Annotated in this window: 14 protein-coding genes; 13 read left to right on the top strand and 1 reads right to left on the bottom strand. The window is 51.6% G+C overall.

What is annotated here, in order from left to right:
- Positions 1-11 precede the first annotated feature (11 nt).
- The 13 genes from fliS to GC56T2_RS15295 all read left to right on the top strand — a co-directional run bounded on the left by fliS (position 12) and on the right by GC56T2_RS15295 (position 13,952).
- Positions 12-410, top strand: coding sequence for a flagellar export chaperone FliS (gene fliS, locus GC56T2_RS15360; protein ID WP_061912568.1), 399 nt, complete (start codon positions 12-14; stop codon positions 408-410).
- Complete coding sequence (gene fliT, locus GC56T2_RS15355; RefSeq protein WP_061912569.1) at positions 410-760, top strand: flagellar protein FliT; 351 nt, start codon at positions 410-412, stop codon at positions 758-760. Before fliS ends, fliT begins: the two co-directional genes overlap by 1 nt.
- 169 nt (positions 761-929) lie before the next feature.
- Positions 930-1,478 carry a ribosome hibernation-promoting factor, HPF/YfiA family gene (gene hpf / locus GC56T2_RS15350; protein WP_144976376.1) on the top strand — a complete coding sequence of 183 codons (549 nt, stop codon included), beginning with the start codon at positions 930-932 and terminating at the stop codon, positions 1,476-1,478.
- Positions 1,479-1,558: 80 nt separating this feature from the next.
- Positions 1,559-2,179 carry a hypothetical protein gene (locus GC56T2_RS15345; protein WP_144976374.1) on the top strand — a complete coding sequence of 207 codons (621 nt, stop codon included), beginning with the start codon at positions 1,559-1,561 and terminating at the stop codon, positions 2,177-2,179.
- 109 nt (positions 2,180-2,288) lie between these two features.
- The gene (gene secA / locus GC56T2_RS15340; protein ID WP_144976372.1) at positions 2,289-4,802 is read left to right on the top strand and encodes a preprotein translocase subunit SecA; all 2,514 of its coding nucleotides are present in this window, start codon (positions 2,289-2,291) and stop codon (positions 4,800-4,802) included.
- A gap of 97 nt (positions 4,803-4,899) precedes the next feature.
- A protein-coding gene (gene prfB / locus GC56T2_RS15335; RefSeq protein WP_370454569.1) for a peptide chain release factor 2 occupies positions 4,900-6,001 on the top strand; the annotation gives its coding sequence in 2 pieces (ribosomal slippage) (positions 4,900-4,971 and positions 4,973-6,001; 1,101 coding nt in all).
- 214 nt (positions 6,002-6,215) lie between these two features.
- Positions 6,216-7,079, top strand: coding sequence for a YitT family protein (locus GC56T2_RS15330; RefSeq protein ID WP_144976368.1), 864 nt, complete (start codon positions 6,216-6,218; stop codon positions 7,077-7,079).
- 58 nt (positions 7,080-7,137) lie between these two features.
- Entirely contained in the window at positions 7,138-7,467 is a 330-nt protein-coding gene (gene cccB / locus GC56T2_RS15325; RefSeq protein ID WP_144976366.1) for a cytochrome c551, read from the top strand.
- Positions 7,468-7,961: 494 nt separating this feature from the next.
- Entirely contained in the window at positions 7,962-8,648 is a 687-nt protein-coding gene (gene ftsE / locus GC56T2_RS15320; protein WP_144976363.1) for a cell division ATP-binding protein FtsE, read from the top strand.
- Positions 8,638-9,531 carry a permease-like cell division protein FtsX gene (gene ftsX / locus GC56T2_RS15315; protein ID WP_144976361.1) on the top strand — a complete coding sequence of 298 codons (894 nt, stop codon included), beginning with the start codon at positions 8,638-8,640 and terminating at the stop codon, positions 9,529-9,531. The genes ftsE and ftsX overlap by 11 nt, the downstream gene beginning before the upstream one ends.
- A gap of 34 nt (positions 9,532-9,565) precedes the next feature.
- Positions 9,566-10,861, top strand: coding sequence for a murein hydrolase activator EnvC family protein (locus tag GC56T2_RS18295; RefSeq protein WP_144976358.1), 1,296 nt, complete (start codon positions 9,566-9,568; stop codon positions 10,859-10,861).
- A 631-nt stretch (positions 10,862-11,492) separates the two neighbouring features.
- Entirely contained in the window at positions 11,493-12,200 is a 708-nt protein-coding gene (locus GC56T2_RS15300) for a pirin family protein (protein ID WP_144976356.1), read from the top strand.
- A 288-nt stretch (positions 12,201-12,488) separates the two neighbouring features.
- The gene (locus tag GC56T2_RS15295; RefSeq protein ID WP_144976354.1) at positions 12,489-13,952 is read left to right on the top strand and encodes a S41 family peptidase; all 1,464 of its coding nucleotides are present in this window, start codon (positions 12,489-12,491) and stop codon (positions 13,950-13,952) included.
- Positions 13,953-15,188: 1,236 nt separating this feature from the next.
- Here GC56T2_RS15295 and GC56T2_RS15290 read toward each other — a convergent pair.
- Positions 15,189-15,743 (bottom strand): MerR family transcriptional regulator, encoded by a 555-nt coding sequence (locus GC56T2_RS15290; RefSeq protein WP_144976352.1) that lies wholly within the window; start codon positions 15,741-15,743, stop codon positions 15,189-15,191.
- Positions 15,744-15,927 lie beyond the last annotated feature (184 nt).

Genomic DNA, 15,927 nt, shown 5'->3' with positions numbered 1-15,927 from the left:
GATGCTAATAGATGACTACTCAGCAATTTCATCAAGTTTACAAACAAAACAGTGTGAGCACTGCTTCACCGGGTGAACTAACATTGATGCTGTATAACGGTTGCCTGAAGTTTTTAACGAAAGCTAAGCAGGCAATGAGTGAGGAAAACGTACAAGAGCGCAATAGAAATTTGCAAAAAGCGCAAAGAATTATTCAAGAACTTATGGTGACATTAAATCAAAAATACGAAGTGGCTAAACAGATGATGGTTATGTACGAGTATATGAACCGACGGCTCATTGAAGCGAACATCAAAAACGATATTTCGATTGTTGAAGAAGTCGAAGGGTTTGTGATCGAGTTCCGTGATACATGGGAAGAGGTTATTCGTTTAACGCGCCAAAAACAGTTTAAGGGAGATCAAGTTTAATGGATTTGATCGAGCAGCTTGTCTTTTGTTCAGAACGCTTGCTGGCGGTTCTTCAGCATCCGGTGGATGAGCGTGACAAACAAGTAGCCAAAGTGGAGCACTTGTTAGCGGAAAGGGAAAAAATAATCAGCAGATTAAAAGAGCAATCATGTGAAAACGTAAACCGGCAGAAGGCAGAGAAAATCGTAGAAATGGAACGGGATATTCAGCAAGGGCTGTTTCGGTTATACGAGAGTATAAAAGCGGATTGGGAAAGATGGCATCAGAAGAGAAGGCTGCAGCGCTCCTATCAAAATACGTTTGCATATGTTGAGACATATGACGGGCGATTCTATGATAAGAGAAAATAGGACTTCCATTCATAATGATCATTCCGTTTGAAATGTAAACCGACACTTCTATGGCAGTCTTTCTAAGTTCCGAAAACTCCTGAAAATTTTTTGATTGGAGGCGGAGATCACAGGGTAATAAAATGATGTAAAGGGTTATTTAGTTTGTACAGAGAAGGAGTGGTCAGCGATGATGTATCACATTCGCGGGGAAAACATTGACGTCACGCCAGCTTTGCGCGACTACGTGGAGAAAAAAATTGGGAAATTGGGCCGCTACTTTGAGGATACTGACGACGTGCATGTGCATGTCAATTTAAAAGTATATAATGATGGACAAGGAAAAATCGAAGTGACCATTCCGATGCCGCATTTGTTGCTGCGGGCTGAAGAGCGCCATAACGATATGTATGCGGCCATTGATTTAGTGGCCGATAAATTGGAGCGGCAAATTCGCAAGCATAAAACGAAAGTGAACCGGAAGCTGCGCGACCGCGAAAAAGAAATGAAGGCGACCGCTCCGGTGCCCAGCGGTCCTAGCACGGCCGAGAGCGAAGATGAATTTGAAATCGTGCGCACGAAACATTTCAGCTTAAAGCCGATGGACAGCGAGGAAGCGATTTTGCAGATGAATTTGTTAGGGCACAACTTCTTTATTTTCACGAACGCGGAAACGAACCGGACGAACATTGTTTATCGCCGTAAAGACGGCAAATACGGACTCATCGAGGCGAATTGAACCACTCTCTATACGCATCCCCTGCTTTTTTGGGCAGGGGATGCTATAATATGTGTGAACAGAGCAAAAAGGGGAGAACGATGGAGAAACTGTTGCGGCAAATATTGTTCAAGTTGGATAACATGGAAAAAGGATTTTTGGCGTTTCAAGAAGAAACTCGCCAACGGTTCACGAAGATTGACGAACGGTTTACCCAGATTGACAAACGGTTTGCGCGAATTGATGAACGGTTTGCCCGGATTGACGAACGGTTTGCGCGAATTGATGAACGGTTTGCCCGGATTGACGAACGGTTTGCGCAAATTGATGAACGGTTTGCTCGGATTGACGAATGTTTTGCTCAAATGAATGAGCGTTTTGTGCAGATCGATGGCCGTTTAGCAGAAATGAGTGGGCAAATGGGTTCACTGATGACTCGTGTTGAAGCGCTTGAAGGACGCGTCGATGAAATGAACAAGCGCATTAGCGGGCTTGAACAAGAAATGGGAGAGGTGAAAGCACGATTAGACCGTGTAGAAGCGGAGTTGGCGGAAGTGAAAGAAACGCTTCATCGCGTCGAAACACAGCTTGTGGATGATGTGCAACTATGGCTGCGCAAAATTCATGAAAAAGTAGAGGAGAAAAGTTTTGAAATTTATGCGCTGAATCGGCGCCTTCACCATGCGGAAGCGGCGATTGAGCAGCTTCAGTCCAAGGCGTGATCCCCTCTCTTGGACATGCCCCTCTCTAAGCCTGTACAACAGTTGTCACCGATCCCTGTCTAATGATATGATGAAGAAGTGAGTCCATGAAAAATAAGGAGCGTTTCCTATGCTTGGAGTCTTAAAAAACGTATTTGACCCGAACAAGCGTCAGTTGGCAAGACTGGAGAAAATCGCTGACCAAGTCGATGCGCTCGGTCCGGAGATGGCGCGATTGTCGGATGAACAACTGCGACAAAAAACCGAGGAGTTTAAAGCCCGCTATCAGCAAGGCGAATCGCTCGATGACTTGCTTGTTGAGGCGTTTGCTGTTGTGCGCGAAGGAGCGAAGCGCGTCCTCGGCTTGTACCCATATAAAGTGCAAATTATGGGCGGCGTTGTCTTGCATGAAGGCGACATCGCCGAGATGAAAACCGGGGAAGGGAAAACGTTGACGGCGACGATGCCCGTCTATTTGAACGCCTTGACAGGGCGCGGCGTGCATGTCGTGACGGTCAACGAATACTTGGCGACACGCGACGCGACGGAAATGGGCAAGCTGTACGAGTTTTTAGGCATGACCGTCGGCTTGAACTTAAGCGGCATGTCGCGCGAAGAAAAGCAGGCGGCGTACAACGCCGACATTACGTACGGAACGAACAACGAGTTTGGTTTCGACTATTTGCGCGACAACATGGTCCTCTATAAGGAGCATATTGTGCAGCGGCCGCTTTATTACGCCATCATTGACGAGGTCGACTCGATTTTGATCGATGAAGCGCGGACGCCGCTCATTATTTCCGGTACGGCGCAAAAGTCGACAAAGCTGTACGTGCAGGCGAACGCGTTTGTGCGCACGTTGCGCAAAGACGTCGATTACACATACGATGAAAAAACGAAAAGCGTCCAGCTCACTGAGGAAGGGATGAACAAAGCCGAGCGGGCGTTTGGCATCGACAACTTGTTTGATTTGAAACACGTCACGCTCAACCACCACATTCAGCTGGCGCTTAGAGCGCACGTGACGATGCAGCGCGACGTTGATTACGTTGTGCAAGACGGCAAAGTGATCATCGTCGACCCGTTCACTGGGCGCTTGATGCACGGCCGCCGCTACAGCGACGGGCTCCATCAGGCGATCGAGGCGAAAGAAGGGCTTGAGATTCAAAACGAGTCGATGACCTTAGCCACGATTACATTCCAAAACTACTTCCGCATGTATGAAAAATTGGCGGGGATGACCGGGACGGCGAAGACGGAGGAAGAGGAGTTCCGCAACATTTACAACATGCGCGTCGTCGTCATCCCGACGAATCGTCCGGTCATTCGCGAAGACCGTCCGGATTTGATTTACCGGACGATGGAAGGGAAATTCCGCGCGGTCGTTGACGACATCGCCGCCCGCCATGCGAAAGGGCAGCCGGTGCTAGTTGGGACAGTGGCGATCGAGACATCGGAGCTGCTGTCCGAGATGCTCAAAAAACGCGGCATCCCGCACAACGTCTTAAACGCGAAAAACCATGCGAAAGAGGCGGAAATCATCGCCCAAGCCGGGCAAAAAGGCGCGGTGACGATCGCAACGAACATGGCCGGGCGCGGGACCGACATTAAGCTCGGTGAAGGGGTCAAGGAGCTTGGCGGGCTGGCTGTCATCGGCACGGAGCGGCATGAAAGCCGACGGATCGACAACCAGCTGCGCGGCCGTTCCGGACGCCAAGGCGACCCGGGGGTGTCGCAGTTTTACTTGTCGCTTGAAGACGAGCTGATGCGCCGCTTCGGCTCTGAGAGCCTCATGGCGATGATGGACCGCCTTGGCATGGACGATTCGCAGCCGATTCAAAGCAAAATGGTGACGAAAGCGGTCGAGTCGGCGCAAAAACGGGTGGAAGGCAACAACTTCGACGCCCGCAAACAGCTGCTTCAATACGACGATGTGCTGCGCGAACAGCGGGAAATCATTTACCGCCAGCGCTACGAAGTGCTCGATTCCGACAACTTGCGCGGCATTATTGAAAAGATGATCCAATCGGTGATCGAGCGCGTCGTCCACGCTCATACGCCGAAAGAAGACTTGCCGGAAGAGTGGAACCTAAAAGGGCTCGTCGATTATCTCAACGCCCATCTGCTTCCGGAAGGCGATGTGACGGAAGCCGACTTGCGCGGCAAAGAGCCGGAAGAGATGATCGAGCTCATTTGGGCGAAAGTCAAAGCGCGTTATGACGAAAAAGAAGCGCAAATTCCGCCCGAACAAATGCGCGAGTTTGAACGCGTCGTCGTCTTGCGCGCCGTTGACATGAAATGGATGAACCATATTGACGAGATGGAGCAGCTCCGCCAAGGCATCCATTTGCGCGCTTACGGGCAGGTCGATCCGCTCCGCGAATACCAAATGGAAGGGTATGCGATGTTCGAAAACATGATCGCCTCGATTGAAGAGGAAGTCGCCACCTATATCATGAAAGCGGAAATCCAGTATAATCTCGAGCGCCAGGAAGTGGCGAAAGGCGAGGCGGTTCACCCGAAAGAAGATGGTGAGGAGCCGAAGAAAAAACCGGTCCGCAAGGCGGTGCGCGTCGGCCGCAACGACCCGTGCCCGTGCGGCAGCGGGAAAAAATATAAACATTGTTGCGGAAGAGCGGTATAACCGTTTATAAATAATTAAGGGAGGCATCGCCTCCCTTTTGAATGGCAAATACAAATCAGGAGCATACGATATTCATGATGAGGTGAGGACAACTATGATCGATTTGGCGGAAATCAAACAAGAGCTCGAGAAAATGGCTAAGCGATTAGCGGAAATCAGGGGGTCTCTTTGACCTCGATGTGAAGCAGGAGCGCATTCGCGAATTAGAGGAGCAAATGGCCGCCCCCGGTTTTTGGGATGACCAGAAAGCGGCGCAGGCGGTCATTGCCGAGGTGAATGGGCTCAAGGATTTGGTTGGCGAGTTTGAGTCGCTGCAGGAACGGTTTGACAATTTGGAAGTGACGTACGAGTTGTTGAAAGAAGAACCGGACGAGGAGCTGCAGGCTGAGCTCGTGGAAGAAGCGAAAACATTGACGAAAGACTTCAGCGAGTTCGAGCTGCAGCTGCTGCTCAACGAACCATACGACCAAAACAATGCGATTTTGGAACTCCATCCCGGCGCGGGCGGCACCGAGTCGCAAGACTGGGCGTCGATGCTGTTGCGCATGTACACGCGCTGGGCGGAGAAAAAAGGGTTTAAAGTGGAAACGCTCGACTACCTGCCGGGCGAGGAAGCCGGGATCAAGAGCGTCACGCTGCTCATTAAAGGCCGGAATGCCTATGGGTATCTCAAAGCGGAAAAAGGGGTGCACCGGCTTGTCCGCATCTCGCCGTTTGACGCCTCGGGCCGCCGGCACACGTCGTTTGTGTCATGCGAAGTGGTGCCGGAGATGGACGAAAACATCGAAATCGAGATTCGTCCGGATGAGCTGAAGATTGACACGTACCGCTCCAGCGGCGCGGGCGGACAGCACGTCAATACGACCGATTCGGCGGTGCGCATCACCCATTTGCCGACCGGGATTGTCGTCACGTGCCAATCGGAGCGGTCGCAAATCCAAAACCGTGAAAAAGCGCTGAACATGTTGAAAGCGAAACTGTACCAAAAGAAACTCGAGGAGCAGCAAGCCGAGCTCGCCGAGCTGCGCGGTGAGCAAAAAGAAATCGGCTGGGGGAACCAGATCCGTTCGTACGTCTTCCATCCGTATTCGCTTGTCAAAGACCATCGCACGAACGTCGAGGTCGGCAATGTGCAAGCGGTGATGGATGGGGAGATTGATGTGTTTATTGACGCGTATTTGCGCGCGAAGTTGAAGTAAAGGGCGATCATCGGATCGTCCTTTTTCGTTTCAAAAATCATTTATTGAGGCGATCGGCAACCGTGGGGATGTGTATTGAGGCTTGTATTTTTTGGCTAGGGCGATCATCGGATCGTCCTTTTTTCTTTAGCATAGTAGATCGCTATCGCGTTAATCGGCTGTCATTTACTTGCCAAAACGGGCATGCTATACTCACAAAGGAAGGTGGGGAAGCATGCGGAAGCGAAGAGAGAAAACCGTTTCTCCGGCGATCGAGGCGGCGTTGGAGTATGGATACGTGCTCGCTGGTGCGGCGATCGTCGCGGTGGCGTTTAACGTGTTTTTGCTGCCGAACCGGATCGCCTCGGGCGGAGTGAGCGGCATCAGCACGATTATGCATGCGCTGTTTGGCATTGAGCCGGCGTATGTCCAATGGGCGCTCAACGTCCCGCTCTTTATCGCCGGTGTGGTGTTGTTAGGCCGGCAGTTTGGCGTGAAAACGTTCGTGGGGACGGTGTTTTTGCCGCTTGTGGTCTATTTGACGAAAGAGATGGAGCCGGCGACGACGAATCCGCTTCTTGGCGCGATTTTTGGCGGTATCGGCGTCGGACTTGGTCTTGGCATGGTGTTTCGCGGTCGGGCGTCGACGGGCGGCACCGACCTAGCAGCGCAAATTATTCATAAATATACCGGGCTGTCGCTTGGGATGTGCGTCATTTTGATCGACGGTTTGATCGTGTTGACCGCGGCGTTTGTGTTTGATATCGAACGGGCGCTCTATGCCTTGATCGCGTTGTATGTGACAAGCAAAACGATCGACCTCGTTCAAGTCGGGCTCGGCTACTCGAAGATCGCGCTGATCATTACGAACGAAGAAGAGAAAGTGCGGCGCGCCATTTTGCACGAAATCGACCGCGGGGTGACGCGGCTGCCGGCGTACGGCGGTTACACGGAACATGAGCGCCCGGTGTTGATGTGTGTCGTCGCCCAATCGGAGTTCACGAAATTGAAACAAATCGTCCGAACCATTGATCCGACCGCATTTGTCGTCGTCGCCAACGCCGCTGAGGTGCTTGGCGAAGGGTTTCAGCGTACGTAAAAGAGAAAAAATCGGTTATAATACATATGAGAAACCAATGTTTTAGGGGGAGTTCACCATGAAGTGGAAATGGGCTGCGCTGTTTCTCGGTGTTTCGCTCGTCTTGGCGGCATGTGGCGGCGGAGATAACGCCGGGAACAACAACGGTAGCAGTGGCGGAGGGGATACCGTTGCGTCCGCCGAGCAAATTTTTAAACAAAACTGCGCATCCTGTCACGGGCAAGATTTGTCGGGAGGGTCGGGTCCGAACTTGCAAAAGGTAGGGAGCAAGTATTCGAAAGATCAGATTAAAGACATTATTGCCAACGGCCGCGGCATTATGCCTGGGGGGCTGATCAAAGGCGAAGAGGCCGATAAAGTAGCCGAGTGGCTGGCCGCCAAAAAATAATCGCCGCTGAGCGGACAAAAGCGAGGTGCCGCCTTGTTCGAATGCGAACAGGGCGGCGTTTTTTTATGAGCATGGAAAATCGGGGATTGACTCGCCTATACCGTTTCCTCATATCGCCGATGTAAAAGCCGGCGTGCGCTTGCAGGAGTGCGATTCTCCTCCATACCGTTTCCTCATATCATTTCTCAAAATCGAGACACCTTGTCACATCGGTCCTTCTGCTTACGTGTCCACTCATCGATCGAGGAAAAAAAGCGGTTTTTCACCCGTCTTCCAGAAGGGCGTTGATGGAAAAGGATACGGCGCTCAAGCGGTCGTTTTCCCATGTAGGCATGGTTGCAGTACTGCGACTTTTTCCCTATCGTTATTTGAAATATAAATGTAAAATTCGACAGAAGAAAATCGTGTTATAATAATCCTTGCGGAATTTTGCTAGATTCGTTCGAAACAGCTCGAGAAATGACAACAAGTGCGTCGAAAAATAGGTGATGACGATGATTGAAATGCAAGATGTATATAAAACATATCCAAACGGCGTTGTGGCGTTAAACGGCGTCAATGTCCGCATCAAACAAGGAGAATTCGTCTATGTCGTTGGACCTAGTGGAGCGGGCAAATCGACGTTTATCAAAATGATGTACCGCGAGGAGAAACCGACGAAAGGGAGCATCATGGTCAACGGAGTGAACCTCGCGAAGCTCAAAGATAACAAAGTGCCGTTGCTGCGCCGCCAAATCGGCATTGTCTTTCAAGATTTTAAGCTGCTTCCTAAACTCAATGTATATGAAAACGTCGCCTTTGCTTTGGAAGTGATTGAAGAGTCGCCGAAAGCCATTCGCAAAAAGGTGATGGAAGTCCTTGATCTCGTTGGTCTCAAGCATAAAGTCCGCTCTTATCCGAACGAATTGTCCGGCGGCGAACAACAGCGCGTCTCCATTGCCCGCTCGATCGTCAATTCCCCGAAAATTGTCATTGCCGATGAACCGACAGGAAATTTGGACCCGGAAACATCATGGGGGATTATGGAGTTGTTTGAGAAAATTAACGACCGAGGAACGACCATTGTGATGGCAACCCATAATAAGGAAATCGTCAATGCGACGCGGCGGCGTGTCATCGCCATCGAAAACGGAAAAATTGTCCGTGACGAGGCGAGGGGGGAATACGGCTATGACGCTTAACACGTTCAAGCGCCATGTTCGGGAGAGCGTCAAAAATCTCGGCCGCAACGGCTGGATGACGTTTGCTTCTGCGAGCGCCGTCACCGTGACGCTGCTGCTCGTTGGCGTCTTTTTCGCCGTTATGTTCAACATTAACTATTTTGCCAAAAAAGTAGAAAATGATGTCGAAATCCGCGTGCATATCGAGTTGACCGCCGACCGTCAAGCAAAAGACGCGTTGCGTCGGCAAATCGAAGCCATTCCCAACGTCAAAGATGTCCGTTATTCCTCGAAGGATGAAGAGCTGAAGCGGCTGATCAAAAGCATGGGCGAGGAAGGGGCGGCGTTCCGTCTGTTTGAGCAGCAAAACCCGCTCAGCGATGTGTATGTCGTCAAAGCCGCCCGTCCGCAAGATACGGTGAAAATCGCCAAGCAAATTGAAACGCTCCCGTATGTTCATAAAGTGAACTACGGACAAGGAACGGTTGAAAAGCTGTTTGATGTGCTAAAAGTGATGCGCAACGTTGGGCTGGTGCTGATTGCCGGCTTGCTGTTTACGGCGATGTTTCTCATTTCCAACACGATTAAAATTACGATTTTTGCCCGCCGCCGTGAAATCGAGATTATGCGTCTCGTCGGGGCGACGAACGGGTTTATCCGCTGGCCGTTTTTCTTGGAAGGATTGTGGCTTGGCGTGCTTGGTTCGATCGTTCCGATCACGGCGTTGGCGGTCGTCTACTATAACGTCTACCATGTATACGAGCATCAGTTTGCGCTCCAGCTGTTTGAGCTTCTTCCGTTTTCCCCGTTCATCTGGCAGCTAAGCGCTTTGCTGCTAGCCATTGGCGCTGTCATCGGTGTCTGGGGAAGCGTGATGTCTGTGCGCAAGTTTTTGAAAGTATAAACAATCCAAATTCAGCAGGGAGAGGGGAAGCGAGATGAAAAAGAAAAACGTAATGGCGCTCGCCGTTGCCGCGGCGCTTGGGCTCGGCGTTCTGCCGCCTGCGGCCAATGCCGTCAGCTCTCGCGATATTCAACAAAAGCGAAGCGAAATCGACGCGCTTCGCTCCAAGCGGTCGGAAGTGCAGGAAAAAATCAGTGAGTCGCAAAAAAACATCGAGTCCCTCCAGTCGCAGCAAAAACAAGTCGCCAATGACATCGCGAAGCTGAACGTCGCTATTGAGGAGACGAGCGGGAAAATCCGCAACGTCAGCGCTGACATCGACCAAACAGAGCGAGCGATTACCCAATTGAAACAAGAAATTGCCGAAATTCAGGAGCGGATTGAAAAACGGAATGAGATTTTAAAGGAGCGGCTGCGGTCGCTGCAAGAAAGCGGTGGAGCGATCAGCTACTTGGAAGTGCTGCTAGGGGCGCAAAGCTTCAGCGACTTCATCGACCGCATGAGCGCGGTGACGACGATCATGGAAGCGGACCAGCAAATCATCCGTGAGCAAGAGGCGGATAAAGCGCTCAAAGAGAAAAAAGAAACTGAGCTGACGGAAAAGCGGAACAAGCTGCAAGCGGACTTGCAGGAGCTTAAACAGCTGCAAGCAAGCCTTGCTGGGCAGCTGGAACAGAAAAATCAATTGATGGCTGATTTAAAGCAAAAAGAAGAAGAGGAACACGAACATCAGTTGGCGCTTGAAGAAGAAAAAGAATTGATTGCCAAGCAAGAAGCAGCCGTAAAGCAGCAGCTCGCCGAACTGGAACGGCAAAAGCGGGCGGAAGAGGAAGCCGCGAAGCAGCGGGGACGTACATATTCACCGCCAGCATCGAAAAACGGTGGGGAAGCGCCATCGGGCGGCAGCGTCCCGCCGGTATCGAGCGGGGCGTTCACCCGTCCGGCCAACGGACCGATTACATCCGGTTTTGGGTATCGGTTTGGCGGCACGGACTTCCATCCGGGAGTCGATATCGGCAAGCGGGCTCCGGTCGTTCCGGTCGTTGCCGCCGCCGACGGGGTTGTGTTCCGTTCCTACTATTCTAGCAGCTACGGAAACGTTATTTTCGTCAGCCATGTTATCGACGGCCAACTGTATACGACCGTTTATGCTCACCTTGAAGCGCGGCTCGTGGGCGAAGGTCAGCGCGTGCAAAAAGGGCAAATCATTGGATACATGGGCAACACCGGCGATTCAACCGGCCCGCACTTGCACTTTGAACTTCACCGCGGCGAGTGGAACCCCGGCAAGACGAACGCTGTTGACCCACGCAATTACATTGCGTTCTAATCCGCTGAAATGAAAAAGGGATGCGCAACTCGTCAATCGCTTTGCGATGGGCCAGTTGCGCATTTTTTCTTGGAGGGCGGTGAATTTTGGCGATGATTTCATCATTGGATAGCGTTGGCGCTGCTTGCAAGCTGGTAATGAGCGCTTGAACAACGCCAGCCGTTACGTGGCCTGTCCGATCTTTGATATGCAAATGGGAATGGCGTTCCGACCAATGATAGTTGATTTTCATCGTCTGGTTCGCCGCTGTTTTGAGTTGCGGCTTACTATAAGTCGTTAAGTCGTTCTACCTTCTAAGGGAAATCGTCCCTTTGTCCTATTTTTCGCTTGCTTTTTCGCCTTTGTTTTTTCTATAATTATCTTGAATTCGAGAATTATTCAATGCCGGTATTGGCTCCCATATATAATATCCTCTGGGAGGCTGGTGAAAAACCGCTGTTTGCCTTGATCGATGATGGAATGCGTGAACATAGAAGCTGATGCAACCAGTTTTTCTATTTGAGAAACGATTCCGAGAAGCGATTGCGTGAGTCAATCACCGGTCCCCTAGTGTGCATGCGGTCCGAACGATTTGCAGATCATTGGTGAGGGATAGTCGGTTCGAATTGCGCCTATGAAGGAGAGGAAAATGATGATTCAGATTGACCGGGCTTCATCCCGCTATCATGCCGATTACGGTTGGCTAAAAACGTACCATAGTTTTTCGTTTGGCGAGTATTACGATCCGAACAACGTTCAATTTGGCCCGCTGCGGGTGTTAAACGACGATTTCGTCGCGCCGCTTGCTGGTTTTGGCGCTCACCCGCACCGGGAGATGGAAATTGTGTCAATTGTGTTAAAGGGGTATTTGCAACATGAAGACAGCACGGGGCATAAAGCCGTGACGACGTTTGGCGGCGTGCAGCGGATGTCGGCCGGCACCGGCATCGTCCATTCGGAAGTGAATCCGTCGGCGACCGAAGAAGTGAATTTTTTGCAGCTTTGGTTTTTGCCTGAGCAATACGGCTTGCCGCCGTCATACGAGCGAACCGAGTTTCCGGTCGACAAGATGAAAAACGCCTTGCTGCCGATCGTCACGAAACAACCGTCTTCCCCAGGGATTGCTCATATTCATCAAGATTTGACGATTTATCTTTCCGATTTGGAAGCCGGGCGTGAGTTGACGTTTACTCAGCCAGAGGGACGGAACATCTTTGTTTTTGTCATTGAGGGAGATTTGACGTTGAATGGGGAGGCCCATCTCGAACGGCGCGATGCGGCTCGCATCACGGAAACGCCGGTTCTTCGTCTCGCAACGAACGGAGGCTCGCGGCTGATGCTCATCGATTTGCCAAAATGAGGAGTGGAAGCATCTCGTTTTTAGGCGGCTCGCCGGATGGGCCGCCATTGCGGATGCGGTCAAGAAGATGACCCCATGAAAAGGCATCGTTCGCCGTTAAGGGCGAGCGGTGCCTCTTTTTTCCGTTCTGTATCGGTTGAGAAATCAAAAGCGAGCATGTAAACTAGTAAGAGGGATGGACGGCATGGCATCATACTCGGTACAAGCTTGACATAGGATGAAAATAAAGGCTTGGCACGGCGATAAGCGGTGCTTTTCATTTATGGGACAGGGTGAGGAGGAAACGACGTGAAAAAAACGACGATGGCTGCGCTAATGGCGCTGTCGATGCTCATCGGGGCAGGGGGCACGTACGTCGGCCTGCAGTGGGCCGACCGCCCGCCGGAAGGAGCGCTTTCAACGATTGTGGCCGATGAGCTGTCCAAATCCGCGGGCGATAATGAAGAAATGAAAAAAATTCGTCAAGCGTATGAGCTTATCAAAAATCGATATGTGGAAAAGGTGGATGAAGACAAGCTGACGGAAGGCGCCATTCAAGGGATGATTCACACGCTTGACGACCCGTATTCGGTTTATATGGATGCGGAAACGACCGAACAGTTCAATGAATCGCTCGATTCATCGTTTGAAGGGATCGGCGCTGAAGTCAGCATGATTGACGGCAAAGTGACGATCGTCGCCCCCATCAAAAATTCACCGGCGGAGAAAGCAGGATTGAAGCCCAATGACCAGATTTTGCGCGTCAACGGGGAAAGCTTGGAAGGGCTTGACTTGTATGAAGCGGTGTTGAAAATCCGCGGCAAAAAAGGGACGACGGTCGAGCTGGACATTTTGCGTCCTGGCGTGAAAAATGTCATGAAAGTCAAAGTCGTCCGCGATGAAATTCCTATTCAGACGGTGTACGACTCGATCAAAACGTACCAAGGCAAAAAAGCGGGCTACTTGCAAATTACGTCGTTTTCGGAAAACACGGCGGCCGATTTTAAAAAGAAATTGGCGAAGCTGGAAGCCGAACACATTGACGGCTTAATCATCGATGTGCGCGGCAATCCGGGCGGCTATTTGCAAAGTGTGGAGGAAATGTTGAAACAGCTGATTCCAAAAGGCAAACCGTATGTCCAAATCGAAGAACGCGACGGCGACCGGCAAAAATTTTACTCCGACCTAACGGCGAAAAAGCCGTACCCGATTGTCGTTCTTATCGACCAAGGCAGCGCCTCGGCGTCGGAAATTTTGGCCGGAGCGATGAAGGAAGCGGGGGGCTATCCGCTCGTCGGCGAGACCACGTTCGGCAAAGGGACGGTGCAGCAGGCAATCCCGATGGGCGATGGAAGCAACATCAAATTGACGCTGTACAAATGGCTGACCCCGGACGGACATTGGATTCATAAAAAAGGAATCAAGCCGGACGTCGCGGTCGCCCAGCCGGACTACTTTCACGTTGCTCCGCTTCATGTGGAAAAACCGTTTCAGTATGATATGAACGATGAGCAAATCGCCAATGCGCAAAAAATGTTAAAAGGGCTTGGCTTCAACCCGGGCCGCACCGACGGCTACTTCAGCAAAGAAACGGAACAGGCGGTAAAAGCTTTCCAAAAAGCAAACAAGCTGCCGGTCACGGGCCACATCGATGACACGACCGCGCAAGTGTTGCAGGCGAAAATCATGGAGGCGGTGCGCGACCCCCGCCATGACATGCAGCTCAAAAAGGCGCTGGAGGTGCTGTTTTCGTCATCGGCTCGGCGCGGGTGAGCAAGCGGGAAAACCGTTTTTCGGTTTAACGTAATTTCCGACAGAAGTCTCCCACCTCAGGGGAATATACAGGGCAAAAACCAATGAGTAGGTGGGAAAGGAATGCCGGTTGGCGACCGCCGACGGATGTGGTTATCGATTGTTCGAACGGACGCCTTCGGAGCGAAGGAAAGCGTAAACGGGTTCTTGTGTGGGGCTTCCCGTTCGGTGAACGCGCACAAGTCGCTGGAAGCCTTCGCCCCCAAGCGAAGCGGAGGTGGCGGGTAAGTTCACAGCCTTTCCGCGCTGACACGCTCCGGCCGCTTCCGGGTTGTCGTGCGGAGAGGAAAAAGGCGTTTCATCGATCAATGGCTTTTGTGAGGGAAAGCGCGATGGCCGGCGTTGTCGCTTGATTCGATCGTGGCTGGACGGGATGAGAAAGAGGGGGAGCGAAAAGGCGAGCCCCATATCGTGAGGCAGAACCGTATATATAGCAATGCAAGAGAAGGAGGGTGTCCCCACAAAGGATCGGGACACCCTCTTTCGTTGCTAATATAACGCACTGGCTGCTTCTGCCGCCCTATATGTGGTGCCTATCTTGAAGGCGCCTTTTGGGCTAGGTCCCCGTTTCTGTTGGAACGGCGGCGGGCTTGTCATGAACACGTTCGGCGAAAGTAGAAAACCATCAAAACAGCCATTTGTTGCGTGAACCAAGCTTGTCATGAACACGTTTAGCGAAAATCGCTCCTCTCGAGAAGACGGGTGATAGAAGCATAGAGGAAGGGTGATTTAAGGAAATAGGCCGCTTACCATCCTCGTTTCTCAAATCGAAAAGTCCTGTGGCATCAGGATCGCCTTTCACACGCCCCCCTATTGTTCAAGAGAAACAACTATTTTTAACCAGCCATATAGGCTTTTTGAAGCATTTCCCGAGCTGAAAACAATCTGGAGTTGTTATTTGTTCCGTTTTTGAATCTCATGAATCGAGCGAACCAGTTGTTTCACTCGCTAGTTAGCCTGTGGTGATCATGTCTAGAAGGCCGGTGAAAAACCGCTGTCACACACCAATTGGAGGCATTTTCATTCAGAAAAGAAAGCTGATTCTTTGAAGTTTCTCTAATTGAGAAATAGGTGGAACTCAGCAGCATTTTGCACTAAATCACCGGCCTTTTCGATTCGCTGCCGCCTTGCGTGTTGCTCTTTCACCGCCAACGGTCAGTTGTCAGCCGCCCGCGCGGCGGGAACTGAAGCGGCCGGCTAGGCGAACAGACCGATCACCCGTCTGAGGCCGCGCCGTTTTCGCTTCGGTGGTTGGGGCGGTTCGTGGGATGATGGCGGCTTGTTATTCAGCTGTTGCTCGAGCCGGGCGACGAGCTGTTCGAGCGCGGCGAGGCGGGCAGTGATTTCTTCCATTTCCCGACGGTGATGCAGCAATTGAACGGAGACGACGTCGTCGGCTTTTTGGCCGAGCTGCTGTTCGAGTTGATCAAGGCGCGAAGAGATGCGGGCGATTTCCAGTTCGAAGGATGGCTGGCGCAAAACGTCGAGCGTGGGCGACGGCGCTTCTTGTTTCGGTTGGTTGTCGGTTGGCAACGACGCTGCAGCGGAAGGGTGCCGCGCGGCTGCAGGCCGTTCCAAGGCCGCGCCTTGTTCGAATTTGACGCGTTCCAACAAAGCGATCGTTTTTTCATCGAACAAGTAATGGCCGGCTTCATTTTTGCGCAGCGGGATGTCATACTTCCGCACCCAGCGTTGGATGGTTTTCGGCGAAACACCAAGACGGGCGGCGACATCGGTCGTTTTTATTTCCATCGTTCCACTCCTCCCTTTCTCCTTCTTGTTCTATCTTTTTTTCATTGAGGGCGCGAACTCCTTCCTGACCGACAAAACTAGTGGCGATTCGGCAAAGAAAGCCGAAAAGGACGGCATTTCGCCACATGGGGAAAAAAGATGGCGGCAGGCATAGGATTTGTCGCGGCCATTTGGTAGAATAAAA

The sequence above is a fragment of the Geobacillus sp. C56-T2 genome, from assembly GCF_007829715.1.
Lineage (GTDB): Bacteria > Bacillota > Bacilli > Bacillales > Anoxybacillaceae > Geobacillus > Geobacillus icigianus.
Note: the sequence above shows the minus strand (reverse complement) of the source record. Positions and strands in the feature narration are given on the sequence as shown.

Bases quoted from the DNA above. Each gene is read 5' to 3' on its own strand.
- GC56T2_RS15300 (WP_144976356.1), top strand. From the start codon at position 11,493: ATGATTCAGATTGACCGGGCTTCATCCCGCTATCATGCCGATTACGGT.
- GC56T2_RS18295 (WP_144976358.1), top strand. From the start codon at position 9,566: ATGAAAAAGAAAAACGTAATGGCGCTCGCCGTTGCCGCGGCGCTTGGG.
- GC56T2_RS15330 (WP_144976368.1), top strand. From the start codon at position 6,216: ATGCGGAAGCGAAGAGAGAAAACCGTTTCTCCGGCGATCGAGGCGGCG.
- fliS (WP_061912568.1), top strand. From the start codon at position 12: ATGACTACTCAGCAATTTCATCAAGTTTACAAACAAAACAGTGTGAGC.
- cccB (WP_144976366.1), top strand. From the start codon at position 7,138: ATGAAGTGGAAATGGGCTGCGCTGTTTCTCGGTGTTTCGCTCGTCTTG.
- GC56T2_RS15290 (WP_144976352.1), bottom strand. From the start codon at position 15,743: ATGGAAATAAAAACGACCGATGTCGCCGCCCGTCTTGGTGTTTCGCCG.
- GC56T2_RS15345 (WP_144976374.1), top strand. From the start codon at position 1,559: ATGGAGAAACTGTTGCGGCAAATATTGTTCAAGTTGGATAACATGGAA.
- secA (WP_144976372.1), top strand. From the start codon at position 2,289: ATGCTTGGAGTCTTAAAAAACGTATTTGACCCGAACAAGCGTCAGTTG.
- ftsE (WP_144976363.1), top strand. From the start codon at position 7,962: ATGATTGAAATGCAAGATGTATATAAAACATATCCAAACGGCGTTGTG.
- hpf (WP_144976376.1), top strand. From the start codon at position 930: ATGATGTATCACATTCGCGGGGAAAACATTGACGTCACGCCAGCTTTG.
- ftsX (WP_144976361.1), top strand. From the start codon at position 8,638: ATGACGCTTAACACGTTCAAGCGCCATGTTCGGGAGAGCGTCAAAAAT.
- fliT (WP_061912569.1), top strand. From the start codon at position 410: ATGGATTTGATCGAGCAGCTTGTCTTTTGTTCAGAACGCTTGCTGGCG.